We start from the raw sequence: 16,422 nt of genomic DNA on the forward strand, positions 1-16,422 counted from the left end.
TTTTCAGATAAACGTGGTTTAAATGTTTGAAAACGAAAACAGTTACGCTTTTTGAACTAAAAGTTGATTCACTAAGCGAATAAACTGGTTTGGATCCTCTAAAGAGCCTCTTTCAGCAAATAAAGCCTGATCCAGTAATAAATTTACCCAATCCGCAAACAACGCTTCATCGGTTAACTCGGCGGTTTGTTTCACTAATGGGTGATTTGGGTTCAGCTCAAAGTTATATTTCACTTCTGGCACTGCTTGTCCTGCTGCTGCAAACAACTTGGCCATTTGTGTTGTCATTTCATCAGCACTGGTTGTCACAATTGCCGGAGTATCTGTTAAACGATGTGTTAATTTCACATCTTTAACTTTATCCCCTAGCAAGGTTTTAATGCGTTCAACAAAAGGCGCTAATTGTTTATCTGTTTCTTCTTGCTCAGCCTGCTTCTCTTCATCAGCAAGTTTATCAAGAGATTCATCTGCTTTGCTGACAGACTGGAATGATTTGCCATCAAACTCAGTCAGGTAATTCATCATCCACTCATCGATACGATCAGATAACAGCAGTACTTCGATACCTTTTTTGCGGAACAGCTCTAAATGAGGGCTATTTTTCGCAGCGGCATAGCTATCAGCAGTGATGTAATAGATTTTTTCTTGGCCTTCGACCATACGGTTAACGTAATCTTCCAGTGAAACTGTTTGAGCATCGCTGTCATTATGCGTTGATGCAAAACGTAGTAATTTAGCAATAGTTTCAATGTTAGATGAGTCTTCTGCTGGGCCTTCTTTTAAGACTAAACCAAACTCTTTCCAGAATGCTTGATACTCTTCAGGCTTGTTTTCTGCCAATTTTTGCAACATCTGTAATGCACGCTTAGTTAATGCACTACGTAAATTACGTGTAACAGAGCTATCTTGTAAAATTTCACGAGAAACGTTTAACGGTAAATCATTAGAATCCACTAACCCACGAATAAAACGTAGGTAATTAGGCATAAACTGCTCAGCTTCATCCATAATAAAGACACGCTGAACATAGAGTTTTAAACCATGGCGTTGTTCACGATTCCATAAATCCCAAGGCGCTTTTGAAGGCACATATAATAAGCTTGTATATTCTTGCTTACCTTCTACACGGTTATGTGCCCAGCTTAATGGATCTGCGAAATCATGAGAGATATGTTTATAAAACTCTTTATACTCTTCATCACTCACTTCAGCTTTGTTTCGAGTCCACAGTGCTTGCGCTTTATTAATTTTTTCCCATGTTACTGTGCCGTCTTCTTCATTTTTCGTTTCAATTTCAACAGGCAGAGAAATATGGTCGGAATATTTACTAATAATGCTACGCAGACGCCAATCATCTAAATACTCATCTTCACCTTCACGCAAATGAAGCGTAATTTCAGTACCACGATCAGCTTTTTCAATATCAGCAACGCTGTAATCACCTTCACCTTCAGATTCCCAAAAAACACCTTTATCTGCGCTTTCACCAGCAGCCCGAGTGCGTACTGTCACTTTATCTGCAACGATAAACGCAGAATAGAATCCGACACCAAACTGACCAATTAGTTGGCTATCTTTAGCTTGATCTTGTCCGATAGATTCTAAGAATGATTTTGTACCTGATTTTGCAATAGTACCGAGATTATCAATGACTTCATCACGAGTCATACCAATACCATTATCACTGATAGTCAGAGTACGAGCTTCTTTATCAGTGGAAATGCGTACATGCAACTCGCCGTTATTTTCATAAAGCGCTGCATCTGATAATGCACGGAAACGCAATTTATCAGCCGCATCTGATGCGTTAGAAATCAATTCGCGAAGGAAAATTTCTTTATTGGAGTAAAGAGAATGGATCATTAATTGAAGAAGTTGTTTAACTTCTGACTGAAATCCTCTTGTTTCCTGACCTTTCATACTCATTTTTACCTCAATTAATCCTAATTTGGCGAAAAAAATCAATATGAATAAAAAGTGGGGATAGTTAAGCAAGTTTCAAGGGTTGAGTAAGAAATTAAGCTAATAAAAGTGATTACACACCTTATATGATTAAAGTTTGAGCCAAAATAATACTTGTTGGATGTTTTTACCGCTAAGTTGATAATATTCACTTAGCGGTAAAATAGGCTAATTTAGATTACATTTCTAATTATTTGGCATCACTTACAACAATTGCTTTTGCACCTGCTTTTGCTTCATCTAATGCGTGTTTTATCGTATCAGCGTGAGCAAGCACAACACCTAAACGACGAAAGCCAGCAATTTCAGGCTTAGCGAAAAGGCGAATTTGACGATCCGCCTTCAACGCTTTTTCAATACCAGAATACACAATATTCGTACTATAAAGCTCTGGTAAAATAACCGCTGATGCACAAGGCCCTAATTGGCGAATTCCACCAATGGGATAGCCTAAAAAAGCACGAACATGAAGCGCAAACTCTGATAAGTCTTGAGAAATTAGTGTCACCAATCCAGTATCATGAGGGCGAGGTGAGACTTCATTAAAGAATACCTCATCACCTTGAACAAACAACTCAACACCAAATAAACCATAGCCCCCTAAGTTCTCAACCACTTTACTCGCAATATGCTCTGCTTTAGCAAGCGCGATGTCACTCATCTTTTGAGGTTGCCATGATTCACGGTAATCACCCTTTTCTTGTCGATGACCAATAGGGGCACAAAAATGGGTACCATCAACAGCGTGAATAGTCAGTAACGTGATCTCAAAATCAAATGGGATCATTTTTTCAACGATAACGCGTCCTTTTCCTGCTCTCCCGCCCTCTTGCGAGTAAGTCCAAGCTTGAGCTAAATCGTTTTCATTACGAATAACACTTTGCCCTTTTCCAGATGAACTCATGACAGGTTTTACAATACAAGGGAAGCCTATTTCTAGAGCCGCTTTTTTAAAGCTCACTTCATCATCAACAAATTGATAGTTCGATGTAGGTAAATTCAGTGTTTCCGAGGCTAAACGACGAATACCTTCTCTATCCATAGTTAGCTTTACAGCACGGGCACAAGGAACAACTTTTTGCCCCGCTTGTTCTAATTCAACCAGTAACGTTGTTGCAATAGCCTCAATTTCAGGAACGATAAAATCAGGTCGCTCTTGTTCAATAACTTGCTTTAATGCATCGCTATCAAGCATATTTACAACATAATGACGATGAGCAATATGCATAGCTGGAGCATTGAGATAGCGATCAACGGCAATCACTTCAATTCCCAAGCGTTGGCATTCTATCGCAACTTCTTTGCCTAATTCACCGGCACCTAATAACATCACTTTTGTTGCACTTGCTGTAAGAGCCGTACCCAGCACTGTCATTTTTTATCCTCACCATTAATAAAAATCACAATCACGCAAACGATTGCCTTTCATATAGCATAACGGATTTAGCTTGATAGAAAAATAGCCAGACAAAAAAATAATCAGGCAGAGAAATAAAACAATTACATTGTTTGGCTACGTTTTCCTTTTTGAATTTTTAGATAATTAAGGCGTTTTCGGATAAGTGCTAAGATGCAGCATAAAAGTCCTAACCAAATCAGTGAGAAACTCACGCCTTTTACTTCATCAAAAGCTTCATGGAATAAGAAAACAGCCAATAAAAATTGAATGGTAGGTTCAATGTATTGCGCTAATCCTATCACGGTTAACGTGGTTCGTTTGACGGCAGCAGTAAAGAATAATAACGGTAAGATAGTCACTGGAGCTGTTAAGATATAATAAAAACGAGTCAAATTATCAGCCGAAGGTAATGCACTTTTATCGGTAACAACCAACCAAATCGTAGCGCCTATTGCTAATGGCATTAACCAAAGGGTTTCCATAAATAAAGACGTGATCACATCAAAACGAATAAACTTACGAATTAATCCATATACAGCAAATGCACCGCCCATCATTATAGCCAATACAGGTAATTCACCGTACATCCACAATTGATAGCCCACACCAGCACAAATTAAGGCAACAGCCCATTTTTCTGCTGAATTAAGCTTTTCTTTAAGAAATATGACGCCTAATAAAATTGAGAAAAGCGGATTAATAAAATACCCCAAGCTCGCTTCTAATACTTGTTGATGTGTTAATGCATAGGTAAATGTACACCAAGAAACAGCCATAGCCATTGAGCTAAATAGACACATAAAAATAGAGCGCTTATCTTGTAAAACAGCGCGCCATCGTGTCCTATTTTTAATAAAGAGTCGCACGAGTAATAAAAGAGGGATAGACCAGATCAAACGCTGAGCCAACATTTCTAACGGCTGCGCTCCCGGTAACAGCCGATAAAACAGAGGAGTAATTCCCCAAAGAATATAAGAAAAAATGGCTAATACCGCGCCCGATTGAGCCCACATTTAATGTTCCATCAATAAAAGTCGATAAGATTTAATATCATACGCTTAAAATTGGCAGAACAATATGATCGGCATCGCTGATTGATTGATCAAACATCAGTACAACAGCATAGATGAGATAAAAAAAATCTCCACAAATAACCACTCCGAGAAAAGTCGTTATAAATGGAGAATAGGAAAATCCATTAAGGGAAAACCGTGGTAAAAACCACAACCAGAAAAAATAGGTGAGTTGTTAGAAAATCTCCCTAACATGCAAAGGCGGTTGCTGCTGAACAAAATCATGTAATTTTTTACGACTTGGTGCCGCGGCTATTGCCCCCTTTTTAGTGGTGGCTAAAGCACCGCAAGCAGCTGCTTGCGTCACTATTTTTGATAGATATGGTTCATCTTCAGCAAAACCATATTCAGCAAGCGCAGCTAACAAGCCTGACATAAAGGCATCACCAGCACCGGTTGTATCAATACATTCAACGATAAAGGCACTAAATGCGACTTGGGTATTTGGCGTTAAAACTAAACAACCTTTAGAGCCTTGGGTGATCACTTTTAAACGAGCGGGATAATCTTCTAATTTTTTAAGTGCATTATTCAATGTCACTTCTTGTGTCATCCACGTAAGCTCATCTTCGGATAATTTTAATATGTCCGCTTTATGCGCATAATTATCAATAACTTCGCGCATTTCTTCATGATCACGCCACATTTGAGGTCGTAAATTAATATCAAAACTCAGTAGTGAACCGCTTTCTTTAATATTTTTGATTGCACAATCTAAGGTCGAGCGACAAATGGGATTCACTAATGCTAAAGAGCAAAAATGCAAAATATCTTTTTCAAACGCAGGTAAAGATTTTTCTGTTAAAAATTGATCAGCAGACTCAGCAACTAAAAAAGTAAAATCACGCTCACCATTTTCTTGTAAAGAGACAAGAACAGTACTGGTACGATGAAACTCATCAAATTCCATTGCACGAGTATCAACGCCCAGATCAAACAATGTTTTTTGCATAAAATGGCCGAACGCATCTTCACCTACACGTCCAATAAAACCACTTTGTTGACCAAGCTTAGCAACGCCCGCAGCAACATTGACTGGCGCGCCACCAGCACATGCTTCATATTGCATGTTTTGCAATGGGATCAAGTCAACAACAGCGTCACCTAAAGACCAGACTTTCATAATCTCTCCTGAAGATAAGCAATTATTTTTCTTAACTATATTCTGTTTTTATGACTATTCATAACGAATAAGTAAAGATATTGCTCGTAAATCCACACTGATAACGTTAACATAATGAGATAAAATGATAAAGTCAATCTCATGCATCGTATTTTTTTCACTCTAAATGTTATCGTTAACAGCAAGAATAATAGTGTGATTACATCTGTTCTTTACCCTTTTGTGATCTTAAAAACACACTAATAACTCTAAAATATAATAAGGATAATGATATGAAACACCGCTTAGAACAATCAACAAAAGCCTTAAATACTTTGATTGAAAAACGAGGCAATAAATTTTATCCCCAGTTTCATTTGGCAGCACCTGCGGGTTGGTTAAATGATCCTAATGGTCTTATTTATCACGATGGTTTATATCACGCCTTTTATCAGCACCATCCTTATTCTCAAGATTGGGGACCAATGCATTGGGGACATGCCACAAGTACCGATATGATCCACTGGCAACATCAACCTATTGCGTTAGCACCAGGAGATGACTACGACAAAAGTGGTTGCTTCTCAGGATCAGCAATTAGCCATGAAGGTAAACTCTATCTTTTCTATACCGGACACAATTGGTTAGCCGCCGAAGGGGATGATAGTCAAATCTATGAAGCGCAATGTGTTGCTATCAGTGAAGATGGCATTCATTTTGAGAAAAAAGGGATCGTTTTAGAACCCCCTAAAGGTTATATGCATTTTCGTGATCCTAAAGTCTGGTATCAAGACGGTAAATGGTGGATGGTTGTTGGTGCTCGTGATGAAAAAGATCAAGGACAAGTCCTACTCTTCTCTAGCGAAACCTTATTTGAAGAAGGTCAACAGTGGAACAACGATTACACTGTTTTAGGAAAAACGGATGATAAAAATGTCTATATGTGGGAGTGCCCTGATTTCTTCCCTATTAGCCAAGAAAACGAATTTGCAATCGTCTTCTCACCACAAGGAAAACGAGCCGAAGGCTATCAATATCGCAATCTCTTTCAATCAGGGGCATTAATTGGCCAGTGGTCGCCAAATCAACCCTTTAAACCACAAGGTCACTTTATTGAACTTGATAATGGCCATGACTATTATGCGCCACAATCATTTACGACACCTGATGGTCGTCGTGTTTCAATGGGATGGATGGATATGTGGAATTCGCCAATGCCTTCAAAATCTGAATTTTGGTCTGGTTGTTTTACACTCCCTCGTGAAATCACGTTTGATAAATCCAAAAATCGCTTACGCATGATCCCTGTTAAAGAAGTCGAATCATTGCGCCAAGAAAAACAGACTATCCAGCCATTAACACTCAGTAATCAATCTATCGAACTAATAAATAATACTACCGCTATCGAACTCGACTTAACATTATCTTTAGACAGTCATGCTGAAAAATTTGGCTTATGGCTAGGTAAAGGGCTTGAGCTATTTGTTGATAATCAATCAAATCGTTTGGTTCTTAACCGCCATTATCCTCAGCACAATATGAGTGGAGCTAGAAGTATTCCATTACCTGAAGGTTGTGAATTGAATTTACGTATTTTCATTGATCGTTCATCAATTGAAGTCTTTGTAAACAAAGGTGAATTCACCTTTAGCAGCCGATATTATGCTCAACAAGATACTCAAACTTTACGTTTTTTTGCCATGAATGGCGATGCAACACTGATTAATGGTCAATATTGGCAGCTAAATAGTATTTACTAATATTAAGAAGGTAAGTAAGACGTGAGTCTTTAAATAGACTCACGTTCAACTAATTGACAAGGTACGTGTACGGTATCTCTATGGTTTCGTTCTTGAATAATATGCAATGTCGCTTCTTTACCTAACTCATAATGAGGCAGTTGTACCGTTGTTAATGGTGGATAAAACAATTCTCCCGTACCAATCATATTATCGTATCCCAAAACAGCCACTTGCTCTGGAATACGTAACCCCATAGAAAGTAAAACTTGGTAAGCGAGAAAAGCGATACGGTCATTACCACAAATGAGAATATCAAAGTCAGCCTTTTGATGAACACAATGCTTTTTCAATATTTCAATCACATCACGATAGTGTTCATCTCCAAACATCATCGTATATTGTTGTAGATCCGACAATGGTAGCCCAGCCTCTTGCCAAGCATCTTCAACGGCTTTACGACGAATAGGCCCTGCAACAGACTCTTCAGGTATATAAAAGCACAAAGGACGGCGATACCCTTTCTCGATGACTTTTTTCATCCCAAAATACTGTCCATGATAATCATCGGGAATATAAGTTGGGAAAGCGTGCGTTTTATCCAAACAGTTTGCTAACACTAAATTCTTATCGAGCAACTTTTCATGTACGGTGATTTCACGCAATCCCATCGTGGTATAAATAATACCATCTGGACGTTGAGCCAAAAGTTGCCAAATGGCATTTTCATAACAATCTTGTGCAGTCAAATTAACAACAAATGAACTCCAACCAAATTCTCTTGCGGTTTGTTCTATCGATAAAATCATTTCCACAGAAAATGGTGTCGTTGCGGTATCAATTGCCAGAACACCAATTGATGATACTTTTGTTCCTTGACCACGAATTTTTCGTGCAGAATAATCTGGAACATAGTTAAGTTGATCAATCGCATTTTGGACTTGTTTCAGTGTTTCTGGTTTTAATAACTCAGGGTTATTAATCGCTCTTGAGACTGTCATCAAAGAAACGGATGCAAGTCGAGCTACATCTTTCAGTGACGCCATAGTATTGGCTCGGTTGGTTTATTAAAAAGGGTCAGTAGAAATAAAGTGCTATTTTACAAGAAGTAAAGCCAAAAAGCCACAAAGGGAATTGTATTGTAACTAAATGCGACTATTAATTACTTCATAAAAAAACACCTAGATATATTATTTTTTTACTTATTAAGTGAGTTTAATATAGTTAAAATCACTTACGATAAAAAACTTAGTTACAATTAATAATAGTTATCTCATCCTTTCATTATAGAAATAAATTATTCTTATCTATAAAATACAAATATTGAAACAAAACAAAGTTCTGATATTTTATCTATAATATAATACAGAAGTATTAATCATTTTTAATTTGATATATTCTGAATATGGCTCCGTTGCGTGAATGTTACCCTACATAAAAAACTTATAAATTAGTCAAATTTCGTTACTCATTCACTTTTAGTGTAAGAGCAGAGTAAAACCAGGAGCAACATATGGAATCAATAATCCACTTAATCACTTTTGAAGATGACAGTACAAAAGTTCAACTTAAAGCCGTTCTTTCTTCTTTAGCGGCTAATGTGAAAACCTATTCAAATGAGCAGGCTTTCTTGAAATACTATTTTTCATCAACAAAAGGAGCTCATAAAGAGTGCATCATAATTAATACAAAGAGTAGTGCAGCACCATCAATTGCACTGATTAAAGAACTCAACAAATTGAAAAACATCATCCCTGTTATTATTATTTCTGGGGATAGTTCCATTGAGAGTTGTCGTAACGCATTTAAATCAGGGGCTTTCGAATATTTAACTCGACCTCTAAATGTGAATGAACTTCTTAATATTGTCTCGGAATCTTTCCTGCATTATGAAAGTGAAGTTGAGCAATTCCGAACATATATATCTCTAAAAGATAAATTTGGTAAGTTATCTAATAGAGAAAAAGAGGTTATGGAGATGATCCTTGACGGAAATACGAGCAAAGAAGCGGCAGAAAAACTTTCGTTATCGCCTCGTACAGTTGAAGTGCATCGTTCAAATATGTATACGAAATTGAAAATAAGATCACTACCACAATTAGTTCAAGAGTATGATTTCTTTAAGAAATATGATTTAAGAGCAAACTAATTTACAATGTGATTTCTATTTATCAATGGGTTGTATTATCTTACTATATAACGATATGACCTGTTTAATTTTCATTAAATTTTATTAATGAGAGAAAGCTGTACTTCTAAAAATATTCTATTTTGGATGAATTACGCCTAATATGGGAATAATTAATACGCTAGACACCATTCTACGATAGAAAGGGCGGCAGCTTATTTTGATGCCACCCTTTCATTAGGGTTCGTTTAATTTCAATTTAAAACATTTGTATATATTATTTTCATAATCGCTATTATTAATAACTATTATGATTGTTTTTTATTAATAATAGCAATATAAGAATAGATGAAGCCCTTCATTTGATATAAATCATTTTTTACTTATTATAAAGATGAGTATTCTCATTTCTAATTTCTCATTTCCTTTATTCTTATTTTACGAAGAAAATTATTAATGAGTAAAAAATAATACAAAAGAAATTCCCGTCTCTTTTTTTTATGCCCATTTAAAGACTGGTTATGCGTTTTGATTTTCGATTTAAACAAAAAATTCCTTATAAGAAAATTCTAATCGAAGTGTTTTAATTGCGATTATTTAAACAGTAAAATAAGAAATAATAATAAGTATTTCCTTTTATACTCCCTTTTACTTAAGAAATTTATTCTCTTTATAGTTTAATTAATGTAATACATCATTTACCATTTCTACTTAATAACAATCAAATAAAGAGCATCATTAAATGATCACATTGTGTAAGTACAATGCACTAGCTCTAAATAAGTATTAACACCTAGAAAAACAAATAATTATTAATAATTTATTTATAGTCTTAATAAGAGCAAAAAAAGAAGGAATTAATCTGCATAAAAAAATATAAGATAAACTTATACGTTTATTCTTATTTTCACTTTGAGTAAATGCCCTTATGCTATACCCTCCTAACTCGCTTTTTACAAAGAAAAATGAACACTCAAGATAAAAACCGTCGCCCGATAAAAGCAAGACAAACAAACTGGGCTACAAAGTGCAGCCGCTACTTACAACAAAAAGGGGCAACTCCTAACGGTATTTCCGTGTTTAGTGTCATATTTGCATTACTTGCAGGCTTATCACTCTTTTGTGCCCTCTTCTACACATCTGGATTATTACGCTCAATTTTACTGCTCCTTGGCGCTATCATGATCCAAGGTCGCCTCATTTGTAATTTACTAGATGGTATGGTTGCCGTCGAAGGAGGCATGAAAAGCCCAGTAGGTGCTGTTTATAATGAATTACCAGACAGAATTGCTGATACTTTAATTATTTTGGGTGTCGGTTATGGGCTATCTTCTGACTTTTCTATGGCCATTACGTTGAGCTGGGTGGGCGCTTTTTTTGCAGTAATGACCGCTTATGTTCGTGTATTAGGTGGCGCTTGTGGACTAGATCAACAATTTACAGGCCCCATGGCAAAACAACACCGAATGGCGTTATTAACCTCTGTTGCTGTTATTGCTGCATTTATTCCTAATCTTTGGGGAATATGGCTCTTTTTGATTTCATTATGGATTATTATTTTAGGTTCAATGCTGACCACAATTTTCAGAACCCGTCGAATTTTACGGGATTTAGCACAAGGTGTCTGATTAATGAAAAATGGAAAACTTGCTTTAGATGCAAAAGTGGTATCATCCGTCTTAGTCTCTATTTGTCGATTCCTAACAGGTATTCGCGCTAAACAAACTTCTCCTATTGCAAAAGATATTCCTTGTATTTATTACGCTAACCATTCTAGTCATCTTGATGGCTTAGTTATTTGGTCTTGTCTTTCACCCAATATTCGCCCTTATGTTCATCCCGTTGCCGCTGAAGATTATTGGAACAAAAACCGCTTACGCCGTTATTTATCTCATCGTATCTTTAGAGCTATTCTTATTCCTCGTCATGCCACCAAAATGAATTTTCCACAAGAGGAAAATTCTTGCGGAGAAAGCGCAGAGCAACCCGCTAATGACGCTGCATCATCAGCACCAAATAAAGCCAATGCACTTGCTCTGATGCAAGAAATTTTAGACCAAGGGGATTCTTTAATTATTTTTCCTGAAGGTACTCGAGGTAATGGCGAATCTATTCAAGATTTTAAAGCAGGTCTTTGGCATCTTTCTCGTAAAAATCCGAATGTTCAATTAGTCCCTATTTATCTGGAAAACTTAAACAGAGTTCTTCCTAAAGGCTCTCGCTTAGTTGTTCCTGTTATTTGCAGTGCAATTTTTGGTGCCCCTATTGAAGCCACTCATGAACATGAAAGTAAACAAGAGTTTCTAGTAAGAGCAAAAAGTGCGTTAGAGGAGCTACACAATGGAACGTATTAATAACGAAGTCCTCTGGATCTTTATCGGACTCTTCTCTTTCTTAATTATCGCCAGCATTATTGGTGCTATTTTAGCGGCAGTAAAAGGCCCTACATCCACCATCACGAATCTTAATTCAAGGATCAATGCGTGGTGGGTGATGTGTATTATTGCAGGTGTTGCAATAGGGATTGGAGCAATAGGTTCTGTCGTCCTATTTACTATTATCTCATGGCTTGCATTACGTGAACTTATTACCTTAACACCCACACATCGTGGCGACCATGAAGCGCTGTTCTGGTGTTTCTTCGTTATATTGCCTATCCAATACATTCTTGTTGGTGTGCAATGGTACAACTTAATGGCAGTATTTATTCCCGTTTACGCCTTCCTATTAATACCAACACGTATGGCACTTTCAGGTGACACTCGCCACTTCTTAGAACGTATGGCAAAAGTGCAATGGAGCGTAATGATAGCAATTTATTGCCTAAGTTATGCACCCGCACTTTTAATGTTGCCAATTGAAGGTTTCGAAGGTCGTAATATCAATTTACTGCTCTTTTTAATGATAGTGGTGCAAGTTTCTGACGTACTTCAATATGTGTTTGGTAAATTATTTGGCAAACATCCTATCGTGCCTAAATTAAGTCCAAATAAAACAGTGGAAGGCTTTTTTGGTGGCATTATCTCCGCCAGCCTTATTGGCATGATGTTGTGGTGGGCAACGCCTTTCTCATGGTGGGCTGCATTTTTACTCTCTTTAGTAATCACATTGGCAGGTTTTGCCGGTGGTTTATGTATGTCTGCAATCAAAAGAGATAGCGGTGTAAAAGATTTTGGCACGATGATCGAAGGCCATGGTGGCATGATGGATAGAATGGATTCGCTCTGTTTTGCAGCCCCTATTTTCTTCCACGTTATTCGCTATTTTTACGTTTAGTTTTACTCTGTTTAATCAAAAGCAAACTAACCTATATAAACTAAAGTGCCGATATTAAAACTATCGGCATTTTTATATTCCCTGTTTTACTTATGCTAATTTAATATCATAAATTAACTATCATTATATAAACTAAACATTTGTTTTAATTTTGGATTAAAAGTCGATATATTATATTTTACATATAAATCAAATAATTAAATAAAATTATTGTGCATAAAGAGGTCTGCTTTCTCTACTTTTTTATTTATAGTGATAGCTTAGAAAGCTGCTATCTTTTACCCTAACGCTCCTTTTCTTTCTAGATTATTTATCATTATGATCACTTGGCTACTCATTGCTTTTTCTTTATTACTTTTGGGTTTTAATCGCACTCTTGCACTTATTACACTTGCATTTACGGCAGTTAGCGCATTTATAACTGGCGTTATTACATGGCAAACTTTGCCCATTATTTTTGGTATTCTGCTATTAGCATTTGCTTATTCACGTTATAAAACACAACCACTGCTACGCGGGATCATCATTCTTGCGCTTATCATCATTGCCAGCGGGTTAGCCTTTCACCTTATTCCTGGTTTTAACAATTTACGTTACCTTTCACACACCGCTATAGGGATAAAAAGCGCCCCTTTTTCATTTTATTTCAATGCTGACAAAGCATTATTACCTTTTATTTTTCTGATCTTTATTCCTACGCTTTTTGTCTGCACTCCATTAAAAGAAGCAAATAAATTACAGTGGGCAATGTTAATTATTGCCATTCCTGCACTGTTATTGATCGCTGTAAAGCTAGGGGGATTAGCAATTGAATTGCATTTACCATCATGGTTACCTGCCTTTATTCTTGCGAACCTCTTTTTTGTATCACTTGCTGAAAAAGCATTATTTAGAGGTGTGATTCAACAAACATTATCACGTTATCTACCTCCTTATGTTGCTCTACTAATAGCAGCCATTATCTTTGGTTTAGCACATTTCGCAGGCGGAGTATTGTTAGTTGTTTTTGCTTCACTCGCGGGGATTATTTATGGGTTAGCTTGGATGTGGAGTGGTCGGCTCTGGGTTTCAACGCTATTTCACTTTGCACTTAATCTGACTCACCTGCTCTTTTTTACTTACCCATTTAAAATAGCCTAATTGATTTTTTTTCTTATCTGCTCGAAGGATTTTTTATCCTAACTTTCACCACCTTTTACTGATATCTTAACTTCATCAGTAAAAGGATGTGTGAAACGTGAAAGCACTCACACAAATAGAATACAGATATTCTTATTGCGCCCATTATCCGATGAAAATTTTGTTAGTATGCTTTATCGCTTATCTATAAATAATCAAAACTTCATTCGGTACACAATAACAAGCTCAAAATAATAACATCCATTAATACGATAAGAAGTTGCCTTACTTTACGGTATAGACCTTAGAAAAAATAGGTAAGCTTTGCTCTGTTTTCTTTTTTTAGTTCAGCATTATCTGCTGAAAATTTGCCTCTTTCGCCATCAGGACAAAAATATGTTAGATCAAGAAATGATCCGCACTTTTATACAGGTCGCCGACTGCCAAAGTTTTACCAAAGCAGCCGATATGCTTCATAAAACATCAGCCGCGATTAGTTACTGTATAAAAACATTAGAAGAAAATATCGGCACCCAACTTTTTAATCGCACCACAAGAACCGTGACACTCACGCCAGCGGGCGAATATCTCTTAGAAAAATGTCGTCAATGGATTGTATGGCTAGAATCAATGCCTGTGGAACTTCAACAAATGAACGCGGGTGTCGAGCATCAGGTCAATATTGTGATTAATAATCTTCTTTATGATCGCACAGCTGTTGCCAGTATGTTGGCTTGTCTTCATCAACGTTTTCCTTCTACCCAATTTCATATTACTCGCCAAGTCTATATGGGTGTTTGGGATGCACTTATTAATGAAGATTACCATTTTGCTATCGGTGTTACGGGTAATGAATCCCTTAAGAATAATATTAACATTTGTGCGATGGGCGAAATTCAATGGCAATTTGTTGTCGCGCCGAATCATCCTTTAGCCAATATCAGTGGTGTATTAAATGATGATCAAATGCGTATGTATTCTGCTGTAAACGTCGAAGATACGTCTCGCCATCTTTCTAAACGCACTGCATGGCGCTTATCGGGTCAGCACGAGATCCGTGTACCTGATTTACACACAAAATTAGCCTGTCATTTAAAAGGTGTGGGAATAGGATTTTTGCCATTAAGTTTATGCAAACCACTTATTGATAGCGGACAGTTAATTGCGAAAGAAGTAAAAAATCGTCGTCATAACTCTCCTCTTTCATTGGCATGGTGTGAAGATAAAAAAGGCGCAGTAGTCAGTTATTTAGTGGAGTTGTTTAAGCAAAATCACCCGAGTGTGCAATCGTTTTACGATCCTTTAAATTAAAAAGGCAAACCGAAGTTTGCCCTTTTACTGTATATTCAGTGGCTATCTGAATAGCGTACTACGCTTTTGCTTCTTCATTATTGTTGTTGCTTTCTTTAATAAAGAGGCTTGCCACAATACCGATACAAATCAGAATAGCTGCAAAGTAGAAACCTGAGTCCATGCTACCTGTTTTGTCTGATAGGAAACCGGTTAATGTTGGTGCAAAAACAGAACCCAGCATACCGATACAGTTATAAACACCAAATGATGTACCTAGTGCATGTCGGGGTGAGTTATCAGCAACTACAGCAACAAGTACTGGGTTTGTACTGATTTTACCAACAATACCGTAAAGGATCAGAGCACCAATTAACACAGGCATTGATTCTGACATTGGCACAGCAAGAATAGCGACTAATGACAGCGGTAACATGATCAGTAACACAGGTTTACGGCGACCAATTTTATCTGAAACCCAGCTAAAAATAAGTGAACCAGGAATAGCAAACCACGGCATTAATGATGCGATAGTTGAAATTTGTGTCCCAGTAATTCCACGCTCAGTTTCTAAGTAATACGGTAACCAAGTTACTAAGACAAAGAAACCATAGATTGAACAGAAGATGGTGACATACGCAAGGTTGATATTGCGATTACCAAATAAATCTTTAAATGTCAGTTTAACTTTTTGTTTGGCTGCGCCATTTTCTGCCGCAGGTTGTGCTTTTGGCTTATCTTTGATGATCCATAACATAACCAAACCAATAATAATAATTGGCACACCAATGATATAGAACGGAGCACGCCAGCTCATTCCCATCTCACCAACAGAAATACTTGAGATGTAGTAACCAATAGACAAACCAAATGCCATACCACTATTGATAATCGCACTACCTAATGTAATACGATGTTTTGGTATCGCTTCTGAGGATAGACCATACTGAGGGCCATAATAGAAACCTTGGAATATCCCCACCATGACCCATGCAAACATAAAGGTCACGTAAGTTGGCATCATACCCGCAATAATGGTGAATCCACCGAAGAGAACAACACCTGTTACTAATACTTTTTTCTTACCTAAATAGTCACCAATCATGCCTGATGGAATATTTAGTGCAGTATATCCGATAAAGAAAATACTCATGATGGAGCCAAGTTGAGCTTTAGACAGATCAAACTCAGCACCAATATTTACCATTAAAGGACCAACAATAGCACGGCTACCATACAGCGCAATCCAACCAAAGAAGAAGATAATGGTCAGTTTAACCCAATAAGGGACTTTGCCTTTCTCATTCACTTGTGCATCGTTCATAATGACGCTC

Annotated in this window: 13 protein-coding genes; 7 read left to right on the forward strand and 6 right to left on the reverse strand. The window is 37.0% G+C overall.

Going from position 1 to position 16,422, the window contains the following annotated elements:
* Nucleotides 1–42 precede the first annotated feature (42 nt).
* The 4 genes from htpG to F1325_RS14390 form a co-directional block, all read right to left on the reverse strand.
* The gene (gene htpG / locus F1325_RS14375; RefSeq protein WP_160230621.1) at nt 43–1,926 is read right to left on the reverse strand and encodes a molecular chaperone HtpG; all 1,884 of its coding nucleotides are present in this window, start codon (nt 1,924–1,926) and stop codon (nt 43–45) included.
* A 226-nt stretch (nt 1,927–2,152) separates the two neighbouring features.
* On the reverse strand, nt 2,153–3,337 hold the full coding sequence (gene purT / locus F1325_RS14380) for a formate-dependent phosphoribosylglycinamide formyltransferase (RefSeq protein WP_160230622.1): 1,185 nt from the start codon (nt 3,335–3,337) through the stop codon (nt 2,153–2,155).
* A gap of 125 nt (nt 3,338–3,462) precedes the next feature.
* Nucleotides 3,463–4,374, reverse strand: coding sequence for an EamA family transporter RarD (rarD, locus tag F1325_RS14385; RefSeq protein ID WP_109371375.1), 912 nt, complete (start codon nt 4,372–4,374; stop codon nt 3,463–3,465).
* 235 nt (nt 4,375–4,609) lie between these two features.
* Nucleotides 4,610–5,557 carry an aminoimidazole riboside kinase gene (locus F1325_RS14390; protein WP_109371377.1) on the reverse strand — a complete coding sequence of 316 codons (948 nt, stop codon included), beginning with the start codon at nt 5,555–5,557 and terminating at the stop codon, nt 4,610–4,612.
* 272 nt (nt 5,558–5,829) lie between these two features.
* Between F1325_RS14390 and F1325_RS14395 the strand changes: the two genes are divergently transcribed.
* A complete protein-coding gene (locus tag F1325_RS14395) occupies nt 5,830–7,296 on the forward strand; it encodes a glycoside hydrolase family 32 protein (RefSeq protein WP_160230623.1) in 1,467 nt (488 codons plus the stop codon).
* A gap of 29 nt (nt 7,297–7,325) precedes the next feature.
* Here F1325_RS14395 and F1325_RS14400 read toward each other — a convergent pair whose 3' ends face one another.
* The gene (locus tag F1325_RS14400; protein WP_109371381.1) at nt 7,326–8,321 is read right to left on the reverse strand and encodes a LacI family DNA-binding transcriptional regulator; all 996 of its coding nucleotides are present in this window, start codon (nt 8,319–8,321) and stop codon (nt 7,326–7,328) included.
* Nucleotides 8,322–8,788: 467 nt separating this feature from the next.
* Between F1325_RS14400 and F1325_RS14405 the strand changes: the two genes are divergently transcribed.
* The 6 genes from F1325_RS14405 (at nt 8,789) to allS (ending at nt 15,109) form a co-directional block, all read left to right on the forward strand.
* Nucleotides 8,789–9,424, forward strand: coding sequence for a response regulator transcription factor (locus F1325_RS14405; protein ID WP_109371383.1), 636 nt, complete (start codon nt 8,789–8,791; stop codon nt 9,422–9,424).
* 944 nt (nt 9,425–10,368) lie between these two features.
* Nucleotides 10,369–11,031: a CDP-alcohol phosphatidyltransferase family protein gene (locus F1325_RS14410; RefSeq protein WP_109371385.1), complete on the forward strand. Its 663-nt coding sequence runs from the start codon at nt 10,369–10,371 to the stop codon at nt 11,029–11,031.
* A 3-nt stretch (nt 11,032–11,034) separates the two neighbouring features.
* Complete coding sequence (locus tag F1325_RS14415) at nt 11,035–11,757, forward strand: lysophospholipid acyltransferase family protein (protein ID WP_109371387.1); 723 nt, start codon at nt 11,035–11,037, stop codon at nt 11,755–11,757.
* The gene (locus F1325_RS14420) at nt 11,744–12,679 is read left to right on the forward strand and encodes a phosphatidate cytidylyltransferase (RefSeq protein WP_160230624.1); all 936 of its coding nucleotides are present in this window, start codon (nt 11,744–11,746) and stop codon (nt 12,677–12,679) included. The genes F1325_RS14415 and F1325_RS14420 overlap by 14 nt, the downstream gene beginning before the upstream one ends.
* 318 nt (nt 12,680–12,997) lie before the next feature.
* Nucleotides 12,998–13,819 carry a CPBP family intramembrane glutamic endopeptidase gene (locus F1325_RS14425; protein ID WP_160230625.1) on the forward strand — a complete coding sequence of 274 codons (822 nt, stop codon included), beginning with the start codon at nt 12,998–13,000 and terminating at the stop codon, nt 13,817–13,819.
* 375 nt (nt 13,820–14,194) lie between these two features.
* The gene (gene allS / locus F1325_RS14430; protein ID WP_160230626.1) at nt 14,195–15,109 is read left to right on the forward strand and encodes an HTH-type transcriptional activator AllS; all 915 of its coding nucleotides are present in this window, start codon (nt 14,195–14,197) and stop codon (nt 15,107–15,109) included.
* Nucleotides 15,110–15,167: 58 nt separating this feature from the next.
* Here allS and F1325_RS14435 read toward each other — a convergent pair whose 3' ends face one another.
* The gene (locus F1325_RS14435; RefSeq protein WP_109371395.1) at nt 15,168–16,412 is read right to left on the reverse strand and encodes an MFS transporter; all 1,245 of its coding nucleotides are present in this window, start codon (nt 16,410–16,412) and stop codon (nt 15,168–15,170) included.
* Nucleotides 16,413–16,422: the final 10 nt, after the last annotated feature.

This window comes from Proteus columbae (genome assembly GCF_009914335.1).
In the GTDB taxonomy this organism is placed as follows: Bacteria; Pseudomonadota; Gammaproteobacteria; order Enterobacterales; family Enterobacteriaceae; genus Proteus.